The 18,268-nt window shown below is 71.3% G+C and carries 17 protein-coding genes and 1 pseudogene; 11 read left to right on the top strand and 7 right to left on the bottom strand.

Features of this window, described 5'->3' with window-relative positions; all coding sequences use genetic code 11:
* The first annotated feature begins 314 nt into the window (after positions 1-314).
* The 5 genes from ectA to ACT1U9_RS24365 all read left to right on the top strand — a co-directional run bounded on the left by ectA (position 315) and on the right by ACT1U9_RS24365 (position 4,134).
* Positions 315-824: a diaminobutyrate acetyltransferase gene (gene ectA, locus ACT1U9_RS24385; protein WP_444534791.1), complete on the top strand. Its 510-nt coding sequence runs from the start codon at positions 315-317 to the stop codon at positions 822-824.
* A complete protein-coding gene (gene ectB, locus ACT1U9_RS24380; RefSeq protein WP_444534790.1) occupies positions 821-2,095 on the top strand; it encodes a diaminobutyrate--2-oxoglutarate transaminase in 1,275 nt (424 codons plus the stop codon). The genes ectA and ectB overlap by 4 nt, the downstream gene beginning before the upstream one ends.
* Before the next feature lie 38 nt (positions 2,096-2,133).
* Positions 2,134-2,532, top strand: a complete 399-nt coding sequence (locus ACT1U9_RS24375; protein WP_188274457.1) for an ectoine synthase — start codon at positions 2,134-2,136, stop codon at positions 2,530-2,532.
* Between the two features lie 3 nt (positions 2,533-2,535).
* The gene (gene thpD / locus ACT1U9_RS24370) at positions 2,536-3,390 is read left to right on the top strand and encodes an ectoine hydroxylase (RefSeq protein WP_444534789.1); all 855 of its coding nucleotides are present in this window, start codon (positions 2,536-2,538) and stop codon (positions 3,388-3,390) included.
* A gap of 84 nt (positions 3,391-3,474) precedes the next feature.
* Positions 3,475-4,134 (top strand): hypothetical protein, encoded by a 660-nt coding sequence (locus ACT1U9_RS24365; RefSeq protein WP_444534788.1) that lies wholly within the window; start codon positions 3,475-3,477, stop codon positions 4,132-4,134.
* Here ACT1U9_RS24365 and ACT1U9_RS24360 read toward each other — a convergent pair.
* From ACT1U9_RS24360 to ACT1U9_RS24345, 4 genes are all read right to left on the bottom strand, one after another.
* Positions 4,112-4,807 (bottom strand): hypothetical protein, encoded by a 696-nt coding sequence (locus ACT1U9_RS24360; RefSeq protein ID WP_444539233.1) that lies wholly within the window; start codon positions 4,805-4,807, stop codon positions 4,112-4,114. The genes ACT1U9_RS24365 and ACT1U9_RS24360 overlap by 23 nt on opposite strands.
* A gap of 70 nt (positions 4,808-4,877) precedes the next feature.
* Positions 4,878-5,933 (bottom strand): aminotransferase class V-fold PLP-dependent enzyme, encoded by a 1,056-nt coding sequence (locus tag ACT1U9_RS24355; RefSeq protein ID WP_444534787.1) that lies wholly within the window; start codon positions 5,931-5,933, stop codon positions 4,878-4,880.
* A 117-nt stretch (positions 5,934-6,050) separates the two neighbouring features.
* A complete protein-coding gene (locus ACT1U9_RS24350) occupies positions 6,051-6,770 on the bottom strand; it encodes a DsbA family oxidoreductase (protein WP_444534786.1) in 720 nt (239 codons plus the stop codon).
* A 109-nt stretch (positions 6,771-6,879) separates the two neighbouring features.
* Positions 6,880-7,794 (bottom strand): GlxA family transcriptional regulator, encoded by a 915-nt coding sequence (locus tag ACT1U9_RS24345; protein ID WP_444539232.1) that lies wholly within the window; start codon positions 7,792-7,794, stop codon positions 6,880-6,882.
* Between the two features lie 169 nt (positions 7,795-7,963).
* On the opposite strand from ACT1U9_RS24345, the gene ACT1U9_RS24340 reads away from it, so the two are divergent.
* Positions 7,964-9,361, top strand: coding sequence for an MFS transporter (locus ACT1U9_RS24340; RefSeq protein WP_444534785.1), 1,398 nt, complete (start codon positions 7,964-7,966; stop codon positions 9,359-9,361).
* A 68-nt stretch (positions 9,362-9,429) separates the two neighbouring features.
* Positions 9,430-9,663 (top strand): annotated as a pseudogene (locus tag ACT1U9_RS24335) (MerR family transcriptional regulator); the annotation flags it as partial.
* A gap of 331 nt (positions 9,664-9,994) precedes the next feature.
* On the opposite strand, the gene ACT1U9_RS24330 reads toward ACT1U9_RS24335, so the two are convergent.
* The gene (locus ACT1U9_RS24330; RefSeq protein ID WP_444534784.1) at positions 9,995-11,539 is read right to left on the bottom strand and encodes an aldehyde dehydrogenase (NADP(+)); all 1,545 of its coding nucleotides are present in this window, start codon (positions 11,537-11,539) and stop codon (positions 9,995-9,997) included.
* Positions 11,540-11,689: 150 nt separating this feature from the next.
* Here ACT1U9_RS24330 and ACT1U9_RS24325 point away from each other — a divergent pair, with 150 nt between their 5' ends.
* The 4 genes from ACT1U9_RS24325 (at position 11,690) to ACT1U9_RS24310 (ending at position 15,837) form a co-directional block, all read left to right on the top strand.
* The gene (locus tag ACT1U9_RS24325; protein ID WP_444534783.1) at positions 11,690-12,460 is read left to right on the top strand and encodes an IclR family transcriptional regulator; all 771 of its coding nucleotides are present in this window, start codon (positions 11,690-11,692) and stop codon (positions 12,458-12,460) included.
* A gap of 3 nt (positions 12,461-12,463) precedes the next feature.
* Positions 12,464-12,964: a GNAT family N-acetyltransferase gene (locus tag ACT1U9_RS24320; protein WP_444534782.1), complete on the top strand. Its 501-nt coding sequence runs from the start codon at positions 12,464-12,466 to the stop codon at positions 12,962-12,964.
* Positions 12,965-13,043: 79 nt separating this feature from the next.
* The gene (locus ACT1U9_RS24315; RefSeq protein WP_444534781.1) at positions 13,044-14,498 is read left to right on the top strand and encodes a peptidoglycan D,D-transpeptidase FtsI family protein; all 1,455 of its coding nucleotides are present in this window, start codon (positions 13,044-13,046) and stop codon (positions 14,496-14,498) included.
* A 73-nt stretch (positions 14,499-14,571) separates the two neighbouring features.
* Complete coding sequence (locus ACT1U9_RS24310) at positions 14,572-15,837, top strand: MFS transporter (protein WP_444534780.1); 1,266 nt, start codon at positions 14,572-14,574, stop codon at positions 15,835-15,837.
* A gap of 211 nt (positions 15,838-16,048) precedes the next feature.
* Here ACT1U9_RS24310 and ACT1U9_RS24305 read toward each other — a convergent pair whose 3' ends face one another.
* Positions 16,049-17,188: a hypothetical protein gene (locus ACT1U9_RS24305; RefSeq protein ID WP_444534779.1), complete on the bottom strand. Its 1,140-nt coding sequence runs from the start codon at positions 17,186-17,188 to the stop codon at positions 16,049-16,051.
* Positions 17,185-18,159: a 5-dehydro-4-deoxyglucarate dehydratase gene (locus ACT1U9_RS24300; protein ID WP_444539231.1), complete on the bottom strand. Its 975-nt coding sequence runs from the start codon at positions 18,157-18,159 to the stop codon at positions 17,185-17,187. Before ACT1U9_RS24300 ends, ACT1U9_RS24305 begins: the two co-directional genes overlap by 4 nt.
* Positions 18,160-18,268 lie beyond the last annotated feature (109 nt).

The following is an 18,268-nucleotide window of genomic DNA, read 5'->3' as shown; positions in this document are numbered from 1 at the left end:
ACGGCGGCCATCCGCCTCTGCGACACCTTTTCCCCACAATAAATTCCAGCTGAATTAAACATAACGGGAAGCCACTTATTACGAGTGGCTTCCCGTTTTCTTCTGCCCGGACCCGTTGATCTCAAACACCAAGTTTTCAACAAGATTTCCGGGCGGCCACGGGTATGTGATCGACTCCACAAAGGTGTCTTTTTGTCCCGGAATTACCGGACAAACCGCCTCGCGCGTACACCTGCGTGATAACACAAGCCGCTCCCCGGCGCACCACCCTCCGCTAATGCGATTTCGATTTCCGCTGGGTAAATTCGCTCGGCATGACCGCCGCACAGACCGTCATCCATATCGACACCCCACGCGTCGAGGACGGCGCCGCGATCTGGCGTATCGCCCGCGACTCGGAGGTACTGGACCTCAACTCCTCGTACAGCTATCTGCTCTGGTGCCGCGACTTCGCCGCCACCTCCCTGGTGGCGCGCGACGGCGCCGGTGAACCGGTCGCCTTCGTCACCGGGTACATCCGGCCGGAGCGCCCGCAGACGCTCGTCGTCTGGCAGGTCGCCGTCGACCGCGACCAGCGCGGGCGCGGCCTCGCGGGCACCCTGCTCGAAGCGCTGACCTCGAAGGTCGCCGACTCGCACGGGGTGCGCCTGGTCGAGACGACCGTCACCCCCGACAACACCGCGTCCGACCGGCTGTTCACCGCGTTCGCCGAGCGGCGCGGCACCGCGCCGCACCGCGAAGTCCTCTTCGAGCGCGTGCTGTTCCCCGAGGACGGCCATCAGCCCGAAGTCCTCTACCGGATCGACCTGGGAGTACGACTGTGACCATCACCCCGCCCGCCCTGAGCGTCTTCGAGACCCTGGAGTCGGAGGTGCGCAGCTACTGCCGCGGCTGGCCCGCCGTCTTCGACCGTGCCCGGGGCGCCAAGCTCACCGACGAGGACGGCCATGAATACCTCGACTTCTTCGCCGGGGCCGGATCACTCAACTACGGCCACAACAACCCGGTGTTGAAACGCGCCCTACTGGACCATCTCGAACGCGACGGCATCACCCACGGCCTGGACATGGCGACCACCGCCAAACGCACGTTCCTGGAGACCTTCCAGAACGTGATCCTGCGCCCGCGCGACCTGCCGTACAAGGTGATGTTCCCGGGCCCGACCGGCACCAACGCGGTCGAGGCCGCGCTGAAGCTGGCCCGGAAGGTGAAGGGCCGCGAATCGGTGGTCTCCTTCACCAACGCCTTCCACGGCATGTCGCTCGGCTCGCTCGCGGTCACCGGCAACGCCTTCAAGCGGGCCGGCGCGGGTATTCCGCTGGTCCACGGCACCCCGATGCCGTTCGACAACTACCTCGACGGGCAGATCCCCGACTTCCTCTGGTTCGAACGGCTCCTTGAGGACGAGGGCTCGGGCCTGAACAAGCCCGCCGCCGTCATCGTCGAGACCGTGCAGGGCGAGGGCGGCATCAATGTGGCCCGGCCCGAGTGGCTCCGCGCGCTCGCCGACCTGTGCCACCGCCGCGACATGCTCCTGATCGTCGACGACATCCAGATGGGCTGCGGCCGCACCGGTGCCTTCTTCTCCTTCGAAGAGGCGGGCATCACGCCGGACATCGTCACCCTGTCGAAGTCGATCAGCGGCTACGGACTGCCCATGTCGCTCTGCCTGTTCAAGCCGGAGCTCGACATCTGGGAGCCGGGCGAGCACAACGGCACCTTCCGCGGCAACAACCCGGCCTTCGTGACCGCGACCGCGGCCCTTGAGGCGTACTGGACCGACGGGTCCTCCCTGGAGAAGCAGACCCGGGCGCGCGGCGAGCAGGTCGAGCAGGCGCTGATCTCGATCACCGAGGAGAACCTGGTCGACGTCAAGGAGTACCGGGGCCACGGCCTGGTCTGGGGCCTGGAGTTCCACGACGAGCACCGGGCCGGCGCGGTCGCCCGGCGCGCCTTCGAACTCGGTCTGCTCATCGAGACGTCCGGCCCGCGCAGCGAGGTCGTCAAGCTGCTGCCGCCGCTGACGATCACGCCGGAAGAACTGGACGAGGGGCTGCGCACCCTGGCCCGCGCGGTCCACGAGACCGCTTCCTGAACCCCCCTTTCCCCCCACAAGAAAGGCGCCAACCCACCGTGATAGTCCGTTCGTTGAAGGACATCGAGAACACCGACCGCCATGTCCGGGCCGCCTCCGGCACCTGGGAGAGCAAGCGGATCGTGCTCGCCAAGGAGAAGGTCGGCTTCTCCCTGCACGAGACGGTCCTGTACGCCGGTACGGAGACGTCCATGTGGTACGCCAACCACATCGAGGCCGTGCTGTGCGTCGAGGGCGAGGCCGAGCTCACCGACCACGAGAGCGGCGAGACCCACTGGATCGCGCCGGGCACGATGTACCTGCTCAACGGCCATGAGCGGCACACCCTGCGCCCCAAGACGGACTTCCGTTGCATCTGCGTCTTCAACCCGCCCGTCACGGGACGGGAGGACCACGACGAGAACGGTGTCTACCCGCTGCTCACCGAGGAGGCCTGAACCATGTCGGACCTGTACCCCACCCGGGGCGCCACCGAAGTCGTCACCCCGCGCCAGGACCCCGTCGTCTGGGGACCCTCCGCCGGGCTCGAATCGTACGAGCAGGACGGCTTCCTCACCGTCGACCAGCTGCTCGCGGACGACGAAGTCGGCTTCTACCGGCGCGAGTTGGACCGCCTGATCGCCGATCCGGCGGTGCGTGCGGACGAGCGCGCGATCACCGAGCCGCAGACCGGTTCGGTGCGGTCCGTCTTCGAGGTGCACCGGATCAGCGAGATCTTCGCGGGCCTGGTGCGCGACGAGCGCGTGGTCGGCACCGCCCGGCGCATCCTCGGCTCGGACGTGTACGTCCACCAGTCGCGCATCAACGTCAAGCCGGGGTTCGGCGCTTCCGGCTTCTACTGGCACTCGGACTTCGAGACCTGGCACGCCGAGGACGGCCTGGCGAACATGCGGACCGTCTCGGTGTCGATCGCGCTCACCGAGAACCACGACACCAACGGCGGCCTCATGATCATGCCCGGCTCGCACCGGGACTTCCTGGGCTGCGCGGGTGCCACGCCGCAGGACAACTACAAGAGGTCGCTGCAGATGCAGGACGCGGGCACCCCGTCCGACGAGGCGCTGACCAAGATGGCGGACCGGCACGGCATCCGGCTGTTCACGGGCCGCGCGGGCTCGGCGACCTGGTTCGACTGCAACTGCATGCACGGCTCCGGGGACAACATCACCCCGTATCCGCGCAGCAATGTCTTCATCGTCTTCAACAGCGTGGAGAACGCCGCGGTCGAGCCCTTCGCGGCCCCGATCAGGCGACCGGAGTTCATCGGGGCGCGGGACTTCACACCGGTGCGGTGAGGGGTCTTCCGGCCGGGGGTCCGGGGGTTGCCCCCCGGGAGATACGGCCCCCGGTGCGGTGGTGATCGTTGGTACGGTCGCTCCATGTCTGATGAAACGTCCCGAACTCCCGTCACCGCGGCCGATGTCGAACACTCCGTGCGGCTCTCGGTCACCGCGCTGCGGGCCGGGCTCGCCGGGGACTGGAGCGTCAAGGCCGGCTCGCTGGACTGGGACTGCTGGGAGACCGTCGAGCATCTGTCGGACGACCTGTTCGCGTACGCCGTGCAGCTCGGCCCGCAGCAGCCGCCGCTCGACGGCGACGTCCCGTACCTGTGGGAGGCGAAACGTCCCGGCGGGCCGCACAACGCGGTGCACGCGGACCGCGCGGCCGGGCCCGCCGGGCTGCTCCAGACCCTGGAGGCGAGCGGGGCGCTGCTGACCGCGATGGTCCGCACGGCGTCCCCGGACGTACGGGCTTACCACGGCTTCGGCATCTCGGACCCGGAGGGGTTCGCGGCGATGGGCGTCGTCGAGACCCTGCTGCACACCTACGACGTGGCGCAGGGCCTCGACGTGGCCTGGGCGCCGCCGCTGGGGCTGTGCGACCGGGTCCTCGCGCGGCTGTTCCGCGAGGTGCCGACGGATCCGGACCGGTGGCGGGTGCTGCTGTGGGCCACCGGCCGGGCGGAGCTGGCGGACCAGCCGCACCAGGACTCCTGGCGCTGGTACGGCGAACCGCTCAGTGACGCAGCCAGATCCTGAGCTCGCCGACCGGAGTGAACCCGGCGCGGACGGCGGCCGCGAGGTCGTCGCCGCTCTCGTAGCCGACGACCGGCAGGCCGGGCCAGTGCCGCGCGATGGAGGCGAGGCACCCGGCCCAGGCCGCGTCGAGGTCGCCATCGGCGGCGAAGAGGTTGGAGACGCCGACCACCGACTCGCTACGGGTGGCTATGGCGCCCGCGACGATCACCCCATCGCTGTCCCGATCCGCGAGGAACAGCTGGTCCTCGTCGGCGAGCAGCGCGGCCGGGAACAGCCCGTCGCCCTCCCCGCCCGCCCAGGCGTCCTCCCAGCACGCCAACTCCCCTTCGGTACGCACGAGTTCCCAGCCGGGGTCGGCCGCCTCGGGCGCGGGCCGGTGGATCCACTCGGCGCCGAACAGCACCTCGAAGCCCTCGTCCGTCAGGTCCAGGGTGGCGAAGCTGTCCTTGACCGAGGCGCCGGGCGAGGCGTCGATCCGCTCGACGATCTCGCGCGGGGAGGCGTCGGGGGCGAGGGTGACCGCGTCCGGGTAGAGCGGCGGGGTGCGGCGCGGGCTCGCCCAGGCGTACGGGCCCGTCTCGCCCGTGATGCCGTGCGCCCGGCACAGGGCCGCGCACCACTCGGCGTTGTTCCGGGCGGCCGCGCGCACCCGTACGTCGTTCCCGCTGTCCATGATCACGGCCCGATCCTCCCCTGTGGGACCGGGCCGCGACCACTGGTTATCGGCGGTGCGAGAGGTCAGGTCACAGGGCGGACAGGACGTCCAGGGCCCGGTCCACGTCCGCCGAGGAGTTGTAGAGGTGGACCGCGAACCGCAGATTGCCGCCTCGGGCGGAGCTGTACACCCCGGCCCGCAGCAGCTCCGGCTGTGCGCCGCCCAGGCCCGGCACGGCGACGACCGCCGAGTCGTCGGCGACCGACCGGTGGCCGAGGTCGGCGAGCCCGGCCCGCAGCCGGTCCGCGAGGGCCAGGTCATGGGCGTGCACCGCGTCGATGCCCACCTCTTCGAGCAGCGCGAGCGACTGCTCGGCCCCGTAGTACGACAGGAACGAGGCGGGCTCGTCGTACCGCCGCGCGGTGGCGGCGAGTTCGCGCACCGGGCCGTAGTTGTCGCCCAGGTCCTCGGCGGCGAACCACCCCGAGTGCAGCGGCACCAACTGCTCCTGCGCGTCCTCGGTGACGGTGAGGAACGAGGTGCCGCGCGGGCAGGTGAGGAACTTGAACCCGGCGGTGACCGTGTAGTCGTACGCACCCGCGTCCAGCGGCAGCCAGCCCGCCGACTGGCTGGCGTCGAGGAGCGTACGGGCCCCGTGCGCGGCCGCCGCCTCCCGTACGGCCGCGAGGTCCGCGATCCGTCCGTCGGACGACTGGACGGAGGAGAAGGCGACGAGCGCGGTGCCGGGCCGTACCGCCTCGGCCAGCGACTCCAGCGGGACGTACCGCATCTTCAGGTCGCCGCGGACCGCGAACGGCTGGACGACGGAGGCGAACTCGCCCTCGGGGGCGAGGACTTCGGCCCCGGCGGGCAGGGAGTGGGCGATCAGTGCGACATGGACGGTGACCGAGGAGCCGAGCGCGACCCGGTCGACGCCGACCCCGGTGAGCCGGGCGAAGGAGGCCCGTGCGGCGTTGGGCTGCTCGAAGCCGCCCGCGCCCAGCCGGGTGCCCGCCGCGTTCTGCCCGGCGAGCCCGGTGATGGCCTCGACGGCCCGCCGGGGCAGCAGCCCGGTGCTGGAAGTGTTCAGATACGTCGTCTCGGGGGCGAACTCGTCGCCCGCCAGGCGCTCCAGGATCTCCATGATCCCACCCTGCGTCCCCCTCGGCCCCGGGTCAATCAATGTCGATCAACAAGGGCTGAGGGGAACCATCAAGGGTTGCTTACGCGTTGGGCCCGATGACCCCATCGGGCGTACGCGTCAGGCGCGCGGGACCTCGCAGCCGTCCGGGCCGCAGACCTCGCCCTCGGCGGGCGCGGTACCGAGGGTCGCGAGGACCGGGCGGTGCTCCTGCCAGGCCTGCTCAAGCGCCTGGGTGAAGACCTCGGCGGGCTGGCCGCCGGAGATGCCGTACTTGCGGTCGACGACGAAGAACGGCACGGCGTTGGCGCCAAGAGCGGCGGCCTCGGCCTCGTCCGCGCGCACCTCGTCGGCGTACGCGCTCTCGTCGGCGAGCACGCCGCGCACCTCGTCCGCGTCGAGGCCCGCTTCCACGGCGAGCTCGACCAGGACCTCGGCGTCGAAGACGGAGCGCTCCTCGGCGAAGTTGGCCCGGTAGGCAAGGTCGAGCAGCGCGTCCTGGCGGCCGCGCGCCTTGGCCAGGTGCAGGAGGCGGTGGATGTCGAAGGTGTTGCCGTGGTCGCGGCCCTCGGTGAGGTAGCCGAGCCCCTCGGCGCGCGCGTTGGTGGCGACGTGCTCCTCCATGCCCCGGGCCTCGTCCAGGGTGCGGCCGTACTTCTTGGCCAGCATCGGGATCACCGGGCCGACGTCGCCCTTCGGACGGTTCGGGTCGAGCTCGAAGGAGCGGTGCACCACCTCGATGTCGTCGCGGTGGGCGAACTCCGCCAGGCCCTTCTCGAAGCGGGCCTTGCCGATGTAGCACCAGGGGCAGGCGATGTCGCTCCAGATCTCGACGCGCATGTCACTTCTCTCCGACTCGTCACGGGCTCGGTCTCGACCCCGATTTTGTATGACTTTCAAGTACTACAACCATGGCGGCCGTCTGCGCATTCCCGCACATTCCCGCCGGTCAGCGCGCGGCCTCCAGCTGGTTGAACGTGGCCCGGTAGGAGCTCGGGGTGAGGCCCGTGCGGCGGACCAGGTGGGCGCGGAGCGAGTCGGCGCTGCCCAGGCCGCTGGCCTCGGCGATCTGGTCCATGCCGAGTGTGGTGGTCTCCAGGAGCTCCTTGGCCCGCTCGATGCGCTGGTGCAGCAGCCACTGGAGCGGGCTGACACCGCTCTCGGCGTGGAAGCGCCGGGTCAGCGTGCGCACGCTCACGCCCGCGTGCCGGGCGAGGTCCGTCAGCGTGAGCGGCTTGTCGAGGTTGCGCATCGCCCAGCCCCGGGTGTCGGCGCAGACCACCCCCCGCTCGGCGGGCAGCGGGGTCTGGGTGAACTGGGTCTGCCCGCCGGGCCGCACCGGCGCGACGAGCGCGGCCCTGGCCACCCGGTTGGCGACGGCGGCGCCGTAGTCGGTACGGATGATGTGCAGGCACATGTCGATCCCGGCCGCGTACCCGGAGGACGTCATCACGTTCCCGTCCTCCACATACAGGACGTCGTCCTTCAGGGCGAGGGACGGATAGCGGCGGCGCAGTTCGTCGGCGAGCTCCCAGTACGTGGTGGCGCTGCGCCCGTCGAGCAGTCCGGCCTCGGCGAGCACGAAGGCGCCGCTGCAGATGGAGGTGATCCGCCGGCCCTCGGCGGCGGCGCGCCGGACCACCTCGACGGTGCGCGGGTCGGGCACGAACCGCTCTCCGGTGCCCGCGACCAGCACGGTGTCGGCGTCCGCCACGGCGTCCAGGCCCCGGCTGACATGGAGGTCGAGCCCGCCGGTGGTGGCGATCGGTCCCGGTTCCGGGGTGCAGACGGTCAGCTCATACCCGGGGGAGCCGTCGATCTCCACCTTCGCGAAGAGCAGTTCGGGAATGGCGAGGTTGAACATCGACACCCGGGAGGGCGCGATGACGACGAGGCGGTGCGGCCGCCAGGCGGCGGGCTCGCTCACGGGAACCTGGGGACTCGCTGAACCTGCGGCACTCATGGCCAGAACCTCCGGATGCATGGCATTCAGGTCACTACTGTAACCCGAGCGCGGCCGACAAGCTGAGGGCATGTCAACCAACGCCGTACCGCAAGCCGCCCCCGCAGACCGCGAGTTGGCGCACCACAAGGCACCCCGGAACCCCCGGACCTCCTCCCCCGGGATCACCCTCGTCGCCGCCCTCCTCGGCTTCGCGCTGATCACGCTCGACGCGTCCGTGGTGAACGTGGCCCTGCCCGCGATCGGCTCCGATCTGGGCGGCGGGATGTCCGGGCTGCAGTGGGTGGTGGACGCCTACACCCTGGCCTTCGCCGCCCTGATGCTCTCGACCGGCGCCTTCGCGGACCGGATCGGCTCGGCCAAGGCGTACGCGCTCGGCACGGTCGTCTTCACCCTCGCCTCGGCCGCCTGCGGCCTCGCCCCGAACCTGGGAGTCCTGATCGGCGCCCGTACGGTCCAGGGCACGGCGGCCGCCGTGGTCCTGCCCGCCTCGCTCGCCCTCGTACGCCAGGCCTACCCCGACCCGGCCCGGCGGGCCCGCGCGGTGGCGCTGTGGGCGGCGGGCGGCTCGGTGGCGGTGGCGCTCGGCCCGGTGGCGGGCGGCGCGCTGACCACGGTGTGGGACTGGCGCGGGATCTTCTTCATCAACCTGCCGCTGGGCCTGGCGGCCCTGGCCCTGACGGCCCGCGCCCCGCGCACGGCCCCCCGCCCCGCCCCGCTCGACCTGCCGGGCCAGCTGACGGCGGTGGTCGCACTCGCCGCGCTCGCCTTCGCGGTGATCGAGCAGGGCACGGTACGGATGACGGCGGGCGCGGTCGCGATCGTGGCGGCGGTGGCGTTCCTGCTGATCGAGTCGCGCGCGGCCCACCCGGTCGTCCCGCTGGGCCTGTTCCGTACGCCGACGGTCGCGCTCGCGGTCTCGGTGGGCGCGGCGGCGAGCGTGGCGTTCTACGGCGTGATCTTCGTCTTCAGCCTGTACTTCCAGCGGACGCGGGGCGAGTCGGCGCTCACGGCGGGCCTGATGTTCCTGCCGATGACGGCTCTGATCCCGCTGACGAACGTCCTCTCGGGCAAGCTCTCCAACCGCTACGGCCCGCGCCGCCCGATGCTGATCGGCCAGCTGGTCGCCATCGCGGGGCTGCTCCTGCTCCTCGTCCCCGACGAGCACACGCCCACCCTGCTCGCCGCGTTCCTGATGATCCCGCTCGCGCTCGGCTGCGGCCTGTCCGTCCCGGCGCTGACCGCCGCGATGATGGAGGCCCTGCCCCAGGAGCGCGCCGGCCTGGCGGCCGGAGTCCTGAACGCGGGACGCCAGGTCGCGGGCGCGCTGAGCGTGGCGATGTCGGGCGCGCTGGTCGCGGGCGGCAGCGGATTCGTCCCCGGGGTGCGGGTGAGCCTGGCGGTGTCGGCGGGGCTGTTCGTGGTGACGGTGCTGGTGACGCTGAGGGTGAAGACAGGGAAGAAGTAACGTGCGGGGGCGCCCCGGGCGGGGCGCTTGACCCTCACACCGTGTCAGGCAGTGAACTCGGAGACATCATGTTCACCATCGGAGACTTCGCCCGGCACGGCCGCGTATCGGTCCGGATGCTGCGCCACTACGACGCCACCGGCCTGCTGCGCCCGGCCCATGTCGACCCGGCCACCGGCTACCGCTTCTACACCGCCGCCCAGCTGGCCCGCCTGAACCGCGTCATCGCGCTCAAGGACCTCGGACTCACCCTCGCCCAGGTACGGGAGATCCTGGACGAACGGGTGAGTACGGAGGAGGTCACCCTGGAGTGCCCGGAGGACGAGACGGGGTGGGTGACGGAGTTGCAGGAGCCGGTGACACGGGGTTAATCCCCCACCCCACCCCTTCCCGAAAGCCTCCGGCGGATGTCGGTCGGCTGCGGGCCGGTGGGGGCCGATCACGCAGTTCCCCGCGCCCCTGGGTATTCAGGGGCGCGGGGAACTGCGCGAGCAACCCAGCACGATCCGCAGAAAAACGGGGGTCCGGGGTGCAGCCCCGAAGCGGGGTGCAGGGGCCGCAGGCCCCGCAGGAGGGGTCCGGGGGCTCCGCCCCCGGGAAGCCCACCTCAACCCCCACCCACCCCCGGAGGGTTCAGGAAACGGGCGGGGTGGGGAAAAATCGGCCGTCGACCCAGCGCGGCACCCCCACCGCCCCCTCCCGCAGCTCCACCGGCAGCAACGCCTCCGGCGTGCTCTGGTAGACCACCGGGCGGAGCCAGCGTTCGACCGCCGTCGCGCCGACCGACGTGGACGTCGACGTCGTCGCCGGGTACGGCCCGCCGTGATGCTGGGCCGGCGCCACGGCGACCCCCGTGGGCCACCCGTCCACCAGCACCCGCCCCGCAAGCCCCGACAGCGAGTCGAGCAGCTCCGCAGCCCCGCCAGAACCCCCCGCCGCCTCCCCCGCCGACACCTGAAGCGTCGCCGTCAGATTCCCCGGCAACCGCGAGAGCACCGCTCCGATCTCGGACGGATGCGCATACAGCGCGACCACCGTCACCGGCCCGAAGCACTCCTCCAGCAACAGATCGTGCGGCCCCGGAGACGCCAGCACAGCCGCCGGCACCGTCAGGAACCCCGCACTCACCGTGTGCTCCCCGCCCGCCCCCGGCGTGACCGGCGCCCCGACCCCGTCCAAGGAGGCCCGCTCCGCGACCCCGGCCACGAACGCGTCCCGCATCCGGTGGTCCAGCATCACCCCCGCCTCGGAGTCACTGACCGCCACCGTCAACGCCTTCACCAGCGCGTCCCCGCCCGCACCGGCCGGGGCAAGCACGAACCCCGGCTTGGTGCAGAACTGGCCGACGCCCAACGTCATCGACGCCCCGAGCCCCGCCCCGATCGCCTCGCCCCGCTCCTGAGCCGCATCCTCGGTGACCACGACCGGGTTCAGCGACCCCAGCTCGCCGTGGAACGGGATCGGCACCGGCCGGGCCGCCGCCGCGTCGAAGAGGGCGCGCCCACCCCGTACCGACCCGGTGAAGCCGGCCGCCGCGACCAGCGGATGGCGTACGAGCGCGATGCCCGCGTCGAAGCCGTGGACCAGCGCGACGACGTCCGCCGGCAGCCCCACCCGTACCGCCGCGCGCCGCAGCAGCGACACGCACAGCTCGGACGTGGCCGGATGGGCCGGATGCGCCTTGACCACCACCGGGCACCCGGCCGCGAGCGCGCTCGCCGTGTCGCCGCCGGGGACGGAGAAGGCGAGCGGGAAGTTCGACGCCGAGTAGACCGCGACCACCCCCAGCGGCACCTTCATCCGCCGCAGGTCGGGCCACGGCGGGGTGCGGTCGGCGTCGGCGTGGTCGATGCGTACGTCGAGGAAGGCCCCCTCGTCCACGACATCCGCGAAGGCCCTCAACTGGGCGGTGGTACGCGCGAGTTCACCGGTGAGCCGGACCGGCCCGAGCGCCGTCTCGGCGTCGGCGGCCTCGACCACATGCGCCCCGGCCCCGTCGAGCAGTTCGGCGGCGGTCCGCAGCAGGGCCGCCCGTACGCTCCGGTCGGCGAGCGCGCCGCGCGCCGCCCAGGCGGCCCGCACCGCCTCGTCGACCTCCTGGTCCGTCGCCTCCGCCGCGACCTGCTCCCGCGGCTTCCCGGTACGGGGGTCGACACTCCAGACTGGTGCTGTGCTCACCGCGATGTCCTTCCGGCTTCCGGTTCCGCCCGCGTACTGTCCACCACTTGTTCGGTATTCTGAACAAGATTCCTGCTGGTGAATATGCTGGACTCTATTGACGGGCGTTCTGCGTTGGCAAGACGCGCAGACAAGAAGGGGCGAGGTCGGATGTCGGCTGCCGAGACAGGTGGGGCCCAGGTCAAGTCCGCCGTACGTACGGTGGAGTTGCTGGAGTATTTCGCGGGGCGCCCCGGAATGCACTCCCTGGCCGCGGTCCAGGAAGCGGTCGGATACCCCAAATCCAGCCTCTACATGCTGCTGCGCACCCTGGTGGAACTGGGCTGGGTGGAGACCGACGCCACGGGCACGCGGTACGGGATCGGGGTGCGGGCGCTGCTCGTCGGCACCTCCTACATCGACGGCGACGAGGTCGTCGCGGCCGCGCGCCCCACGCTCGACCGGCTCTCCGACGACACCACGGAGACCATCCACCTCGCCCGCCTCGACGGCACCAATGTGGTCTATCTGGCCACCCGCCAGTCGCAGCACTATCTGCGGCCCTTCACGCGCGTGGGGCGACGGCTGCCCGCGCACTCCACCTCGCTGGGCAAGGCGCTGCTCGCCACCCACACCGACGAGCAGGTGCGCAAGCTGCTCCCGGAGACCCTTCAGCAGCTGACCGAGCACACCATCACCGACCGCGAGAAGCTCATCGAGGAGCTGCACCAGATCCGCGAGCAGGGGTACGCGGTGGACCGCGAGGAGAACACGCTGGGCCTGCGCTGCTTCGGCGTCGCCATCCCGTACCGGACCCCCGCGCGCGACGCGATCAGCTGCTCGGTGCCGGTGGCGCGGCTGACCCCGGCGCATGAACAGATGGTCAAGGACGCCCTGTTCGACGCGCGGGACCGGCTGACACTGGCCACCCGTAGGCTCTGACGCATGACTTCAGCGACCTCCGAACGCCCCCGGCCGACCGTCGTCCTCCGCGAGGTGCAGGACAGCGATCTCCCCGTGTTCTTCGGGCAGATGAGCGACCTGGAGTCGGTCCGGGTCGCGGCCTTCGGGCCCGAGGACCCCACCGACCGGGCCCGCTTCGACGCGCACTGGGCCCGTATCCGGGCCTCGGACACGGTGATACGCACGGTGCTCGCCGACGGCGAGGTCGCGGGACACGCCTCGGTGTACGGGCCGCCGGACGACCGCGAGGTGACGTACTGGGTGGACCGCGCGCTTTGGGGGCGCGGCATCGCCACCGCCGCCCTGTCCGCGCTGGTCGCCCTCGTCCCGCACCGCCCGCTCCACGCGCGCGCGGCGGCCGACAACGCGGGCTCGATCCGGGTGCTGGAGAAGTGCGGCTTCGTGATCACCGGCCACGACCGGGGCTTCGCGAACGCGCGGGGCGCGGAGATAGACGAGGTCGTCCTCACGCTGAAGGACTGACCGCCGCCCAGATGAGAGCTTTCTGAGAAATCCGGTCATAAGGAACGAATTCGGCCGCCCGGCTCGTCCTTTTCATGGGATGAACAAGATGATCAGGCGCGCCGCGGTCTTCTGTCTGCTGATGGTGCTCGCCCTTCTCGGGCGAGCCACCTATGTGCAGTTCTACAAAGGCCAGGCCCTCGCGGACGACAAGCTGAACCGGCGGAACACCATCGCGCAGTACGCGAACCCGCTCGGGGACATCATCGTGGCCGGCTCCCCGGTCACCGGATCGGAGAGGACCAAGAGCGGCGACCTCGCGTACAAGCGCACGTACAAGAACGGTGAGCTCTACGCGGCGGTGACCGGGTTCAGCTCACAGGTGTACGGGGCGACCCAGCTGGAGGGGATCTACAGCAAGGTGCTCGACGGCACCGACAACCGGATGAAGGATCCGCTCTCGGTGCTCACCGGCAAGCGGGCGGCCGGTGGCAACGTCCTGACGACCATCGACCCGGCCGTGCAGAAGGCCGCCTATGACGCGCTCGGCAACAAGAAGGGCGCGGCCGTAGCGATCGACCCGAAGACGGGTCGCATCCTGGGCATGGTCTCCACTCCGTCGTACGACCCGTCGAAGATCGCCGGATCGACGGACGGCGACGCCTGGAAGGCGCTGTCCGACGACCCGGACAAGCCGATGGTGAACCGGGCGATGCGCCAGCCGCTGCCGCCGGGTTCGACGTTCAAGCTGGTGGTGGCCGCAGCGGCGCTGGAGAACGGGCTGTACTCGTCGGTCGACGTGAACACCGACAGCCCCAACCCGTACACGCTGCCCAACACGCGGACCGTGCTGACCAACGAGAACGCGTCGGCGCCGTGCGAGAACGCCACCATTCGTACCGCGCTGCGGTACTCCTGCAACAACGTCTTCGCGAAGATGGCGGACCAGCTCGGCCAGGACAAGCTCCAGGCGATGGCGGAGAAGTTCGGCTTCAACGACGCCACGCAGGACGTGCCGGTGCGGGCCACCGCGAGTGCGTACCCCAAGGGCATGGACCGGGCGCAGACGGCGCTGACGGGCATCGGCCAGTTCGATGTGACCGCGACACCGTTGCAGATGGCCATGGTCTCCGCCGCCATTGCCAACGACGGCCTCATGGCATCGCCCCATATGGTCTCCAAGACCACGGACGCGGACGGGAACACCCTCCAGTCCTACAAGGATGCCGACAGCAAGCGGATCCTGTCGTCCGACACCGCGAAACAGTTGCGCAGCGCAATGGTGACGGTCGTCGAGGAGGGCACCGGTTCCAACGCCAAGGTGAGCGGCGCGGAGGTCGGCGGCAAGACGGGCACGGCGCAGCACGGCGTGGGCAACTCCAAGACGCCGTACGCCTGGTTCACGTCGTACGCGAAGGACTCGTCCACCGGCAAGGAGGTGGCGGTCGCCGTACTCATCGAGGACTCCGGCGCGGCGCGCTCGGAGGTCAGCGGCAACGGCCTGGCGGCGCCGGTGGCCCAGAAGATGATGCAGGCGGCGTTGAAGTCGTCGTAGGGCACGGGCGGCGTCGGGAATAGGGCATGCACCCGATTCCGCAGGGACGGCCTCACCGGCCACCGTTGCCCCTGTGAACAGGGCAGATAAGAGCACGACGGCGGGCAGGACGGCACGGCGGCCGCTGACCCGGGTCCTGGCGGACCGCAACGCGGGGCTGTATCTGACCGGGGTGGTGGTGTCCGGGTTCGGGTCGTCGGCGATGTGGCTGACGGCCGGGATCTGGGCCAAGTCGCTCACCGGCTCGGACGGTCTGGCGGCGCTCACCGTCTTCACCATGTGGGCGCCGACACTGGTGGGCCCGCTGCTGGGGACGGTGGCGGACCGGGTGCGGCGGCGGCCGCTGCTCGTGGGACTCAACCTGGGGATGGCGGCCCTGCTGCCGTCCCTGCTGGCGGTGGACTCGGCGGCCCGGATCTGGATCCTTTTCGCAGTCCTCCTCCTGTACGGAGTGAACGGCGTGGTCCAGGACGCGGCCGAGGCGGCGCTGGTGGCGACGGCCGTCGACAAGGACCTCCTGGGCGACTTCAACGGCCTGCGGATGGCGGTCAACGAGGGCATGAAGCTGGTGGCTCCGCTGGCGGGGGCCGGACTGTGCGCGCGGTTCGGCGGCGGTGCGGTGGCGGTCCTGGACGCGGTGACGTTTCTGCTGGCGGCGGGGATCTTCGCGCTGATACGGGTACGGGAGGCCCGGCCCGTCCCCGGCGGCGCCTGGCTCGCCGACACGTCCGAGGGGGCGCGTACGGTGTGGCGCTCCCCCGCGCTGCGGCCGCTGGTGCTCGCGGGCGCGGTGACGATGCTCTGCGCCGGGCTGAACGGGGCCGCGCTCTACGCGGTGGTGGACGAGCGGCTCGGCCACGCGGCGACGTACGCGGGCGTGCTGTACGCGGTGCAGGGCGCGGGCTCGGTGGCGGCCGGCCTGCTGTCCGGCCCCCTGCTGCGCCGCCTGCCGGAGCGGGCCTTCGCGGCGGCGGGGATCGCTCTGTTCGCGGTGTCGGTGTGCGGGCGGGCGCTGCCGTACGACGCGGTGGCACTGGCGTGCAGCGCGGGGATCGGGCTCGGGCTGCCGTGCGTGCTGGTCGCGGCGATGACGGCGGTGCAGCGGGAGACCCCGTCCGCGGCCCTCGGCCGCACGGCGGCGACGACCAACACGCTGCTGTTCGTCCCGAACGCGGTGGGGTTGGGGGTGGGGGCGGGGTTGGTGGGGATGGTGGGGATGGTGGGTTTGGTGGTGCTGTTGGTGGCGGTGGGGGCGGCCGCGCTGGCCTTGGCAGCAGGGTTGTTGACCCCACCCCGCCCCTTCCCGAAAGCCCTGGGCGGGCGGCCGGGTGGGGGGTGAGGGGTAGTTTCCCGGGGCTTCACCCCGGACCCCGGCGGGGCCTGCGGCCCCTGCACCCCGATTCGTCTGCGGATCGTGCTGGGTTGCTCGCGCAGTTCCCCGCGCCCCTAGGTAGTTAGGGGCGCGGGGAACTGCGCGATCAGCCACGCACGGTCCGCGGACAAAGAACCAGGCCGCCCGCCCAGGGCTTTCGGGAAGGGGCGGGGTGGGGCTAATCCAAGGCGCCAGAGCGCCGTACCGCCCCCAGATCCCCCTCCGACGCCAACCCCGCGTGGTACAGCCGAAGTTCCGTCGCCCCAGCCCCCGCCGCCCGCGCCGCATCGTCGGACAGCGCCCCCGGCCGACCCCCCATCCCCGCCACCACCGTGAAGTTCGCCGCGAGCACGCCCCCAGAAGCATGCGGGGCAAAAGAACACAGCAAGTCGACCGCGCCCCCCACGCACGGCACCACCACCCCGTCCGCAACCCCGAACACCCCCGCCGGATCGACCCCCACATTCGCCCCGCACCGATACACACGAGGATCCGCGTGCAGCAACACCTGGAATCCAGGGGCGGCAGCCGCGCGTACGGCCGCGACAACCTCCTCCTGGAGCCCCCGCGCCACCCCCGCCCGGTACCCGACCGTCGCCTCCAACAGCTCCCGACCCGCCACCGGCGCCGAACCCCTCCACGCCGCATCCAGCGCACCCCGCACCCGCGCCCTCAACTCATCCGCATCCAGCCCCACTTCCGCGTAACCCGCCCGGCACGAGCCGCAGAAGCACAGCGACATCAGGTACTGGGACAGCTCGTCCAGCTCCACCCCCGCGATCTTGTCGTGGGCGTGCAGATGCGCCAGCCCGTACCACCCGCAGGACTCCAGCTCGGTCCCGCGCGCCCCAGGACGTACCGCCGCCTCCGCCGCCAACGCGACCAGATACGCACGGACTTCGGGCCGCGCTATGCAGGGCGCCCACGGGTATCGGTCGCCGTACGCGTTGACCACCGACGTCTCGGGGTGCTCGGCGCCCAGCCGGGAGTTGTGGGCGAGGACGACCCAGGAGTGGACGTCGAGGCCGACGGCGGCGAGCGCTTCGGCGGCCCGGCCGTACGCGTCCCCGGAGGCCCACGCTCCGGCCGCGTACGGACGCAACGTCCGTCCGGACCAACGGTGTTCGTCGACGGGGTAGAGGACCGCCGCGTGCGAGGCCGTGACGATCCGGTGGCGCGGGTGGCGCGGGGTGAGGGCCCGGGTCGAGTGGTACGCGGCGGCCAGCGTCACCTGCCGCACCCCGAGGTCCGCGATCCGCGCGGCCGCGTCCGGGTCGCCGACGACGTCCCAGGGGTAGAGGAACACCGACGCCTTCACGAGCCCGCGCCGCCCACCGCGCTCACACCCGGCCCCGAACCCGGCTCCGCCAGCAGCGCCCGCCCCCGCTCGATCAGCGTGCCCAGCTGCTTCACGTGGTACGCGTCCGGCTCGCTCAGTGGTGCACGCACCTCGCCCACGTCCAGACCGGCCAGCCGCACCCCTGCCTTGACCAGCGAAACGGCGTATCCACGGCCCTGGTTGCGCAATTCGACGAGCGGTACGTAGAAGCCGTCCAGGAGGCGGTTCACCATGGCGTCGTCGCCGCTGTTCAGCGCCTGGTGGAAGGCCAGCGCGATGTCGGGCGCGAAGCAGAAGACCGCCGAGGAGTAGAGCGTGACGCCGATGCCCCGGTAGGCGAGGCCGGTCAGTTCGGCGGTGGGCAGGCCGTTGAAGTAGAGGAAATCGCGGCCGGGGAGCTCCCTGCGGACGGTGCTGACGATCCGCTGCATCAGGTCGAGGTCGCCGAGTCCGTCCTTGAGGCCGATGACGCCGTCGACCTGCGCGAGTCGGACCACGGTCGAGGGCGTGAGGACCGCGTTGTCGCGCTGGTAGACGATGACGTCGAGCGAGGTGGTGGCGGCCAGCGCGCGGTAGTGGCGCAGCAGGCCCTCCTGGTCGGCGACGACGAGGTACGGCGGCATGGCGAGCAACCCGTCGGCGCCCGCGTCCTCGGCCAGCTTCGCGTACTGGATCGCGACGGCCGTCCCGTATCCGGCGCCCGCCACCACCGGCACCAGACCCGCGGCCTCCTCCACGGCGGCCGCCACGCACGCGTGGAACTCCTCCGGCGTGAGCGCGTGGAACTCGCCGGTCCCACAGCACGCGAACACCGCGCCCGCGCCCGCCTCGATGCCGTTCCTCACGTGTGTACGGAAGGCGTCGAGGTCCAGGCTTCCGTCCGGCCCGAACGGGGTCACGGGAAAGAACAGCAGGCCGTCCAGCCGGGCGGCGAGCGGGGCCGAGTTCACAGGCTTCGCGGGTGTCACAGGCGTCACGGGCGCTCCCAGGCAAGACCATCGTGCACAATTCTGATTAGCGTCTACATCTCTGAACGCCGCCACGCTAAGGCAGCCCCTT

The sequence above is a fragment of the Streptomyces sp. BR1 genome (assembly GCF_052373795.1).
GTDB lineage: Bacteria > Actinomycetota > Actinomycetes > Streptomycetales > Streptomycetaceae > Streptomyces.
This window is presented reverse-complemented; position numbering and strand designations above follow the sequence as displayed.

Excerpts from the sequence above, each read along its gene's own strand:
- ectA (WP_444534791.1), top strand. The coding sequence starts at position 315 with ATGACCGCCGCACAGACCGTCATCCATATCGACACCCCACGCGTCGAG.
- thpD (WP_444534789.1), top strand. The coding sequence starts at position 2,536 with ATGTCGGACCTGTACCCCACCCGGGGCGCCACCGAAGTCGTCACCCCG.
- ACT1U9_RS24365 (WP_444534788.1), top strand. The coding sequence starts at position 3,475 with ATGTCTGATGAAACGTCCCGAACTCCCGTCACCGCGGCCGATGTCGAA.
- ACT1U9_RS24360 (WP_444539233.1), bottom strand. The coding sequence starts at position 4,807 with ATGGACAGCGGGAACGACGTACGGGTGCGCGCGGCCGCCCGGAACAAC.
- ACT1U9_RS24355 (WP_444534787.1), bottom strand. The coding sequence starts at position 5,933 with ATGGAGATCCTGGAGCGCCTGGCGGGCGACGAGTTCGCCCCCGAGACG.
- ACT1U9_RS24350 (WP_444534786.1), bottom strand. The coding sequence starts at position 6,770 with ATGCGCGTCGAGATCTGGAGCGACATCGCCTGCCCCTGGTGCTACATC.
- ACT1U9_RS24345 (WP_444539232.1), bottom strand. The coding sequence starts at position 7,794 with ATGTTCAACCTCGCCATTCCCGAACTGCTCTTCGCGAAGGTGGAGATC.
- ACT1U9_RS24340 (WP_444534785.1), top strand. The coding sequence starts at position 7,964 with ATGTCAACCAACGCCGTACCGCAAGCCGCCCCCGCAGACCGCGAGTTG.
- ACT1U9_RS24325 (WP_444534783.1), top strand. The coding sequence starts at position 11,690 with ATGTCGGCTGCCGAGACAGGTGGGGCCCAGGTCAAGTCCGCCGTACGT.
- ACT1U9_RS24320 (WP_444534782.1), top strand. The coding sequence starts at position 12,464 with ATGACTTCAGCGACCTCCGAACGCCCCCGGCCGACCGTCGTCCTCCGC.
- ACT1U9_RS24315 (WP_444534781.1), top strand. The coding sequence starts at position 13,044 with ATGAACAAGATGATCAGGCGCGCCGCGGTCTTCTGTCTGCTGATGGTG.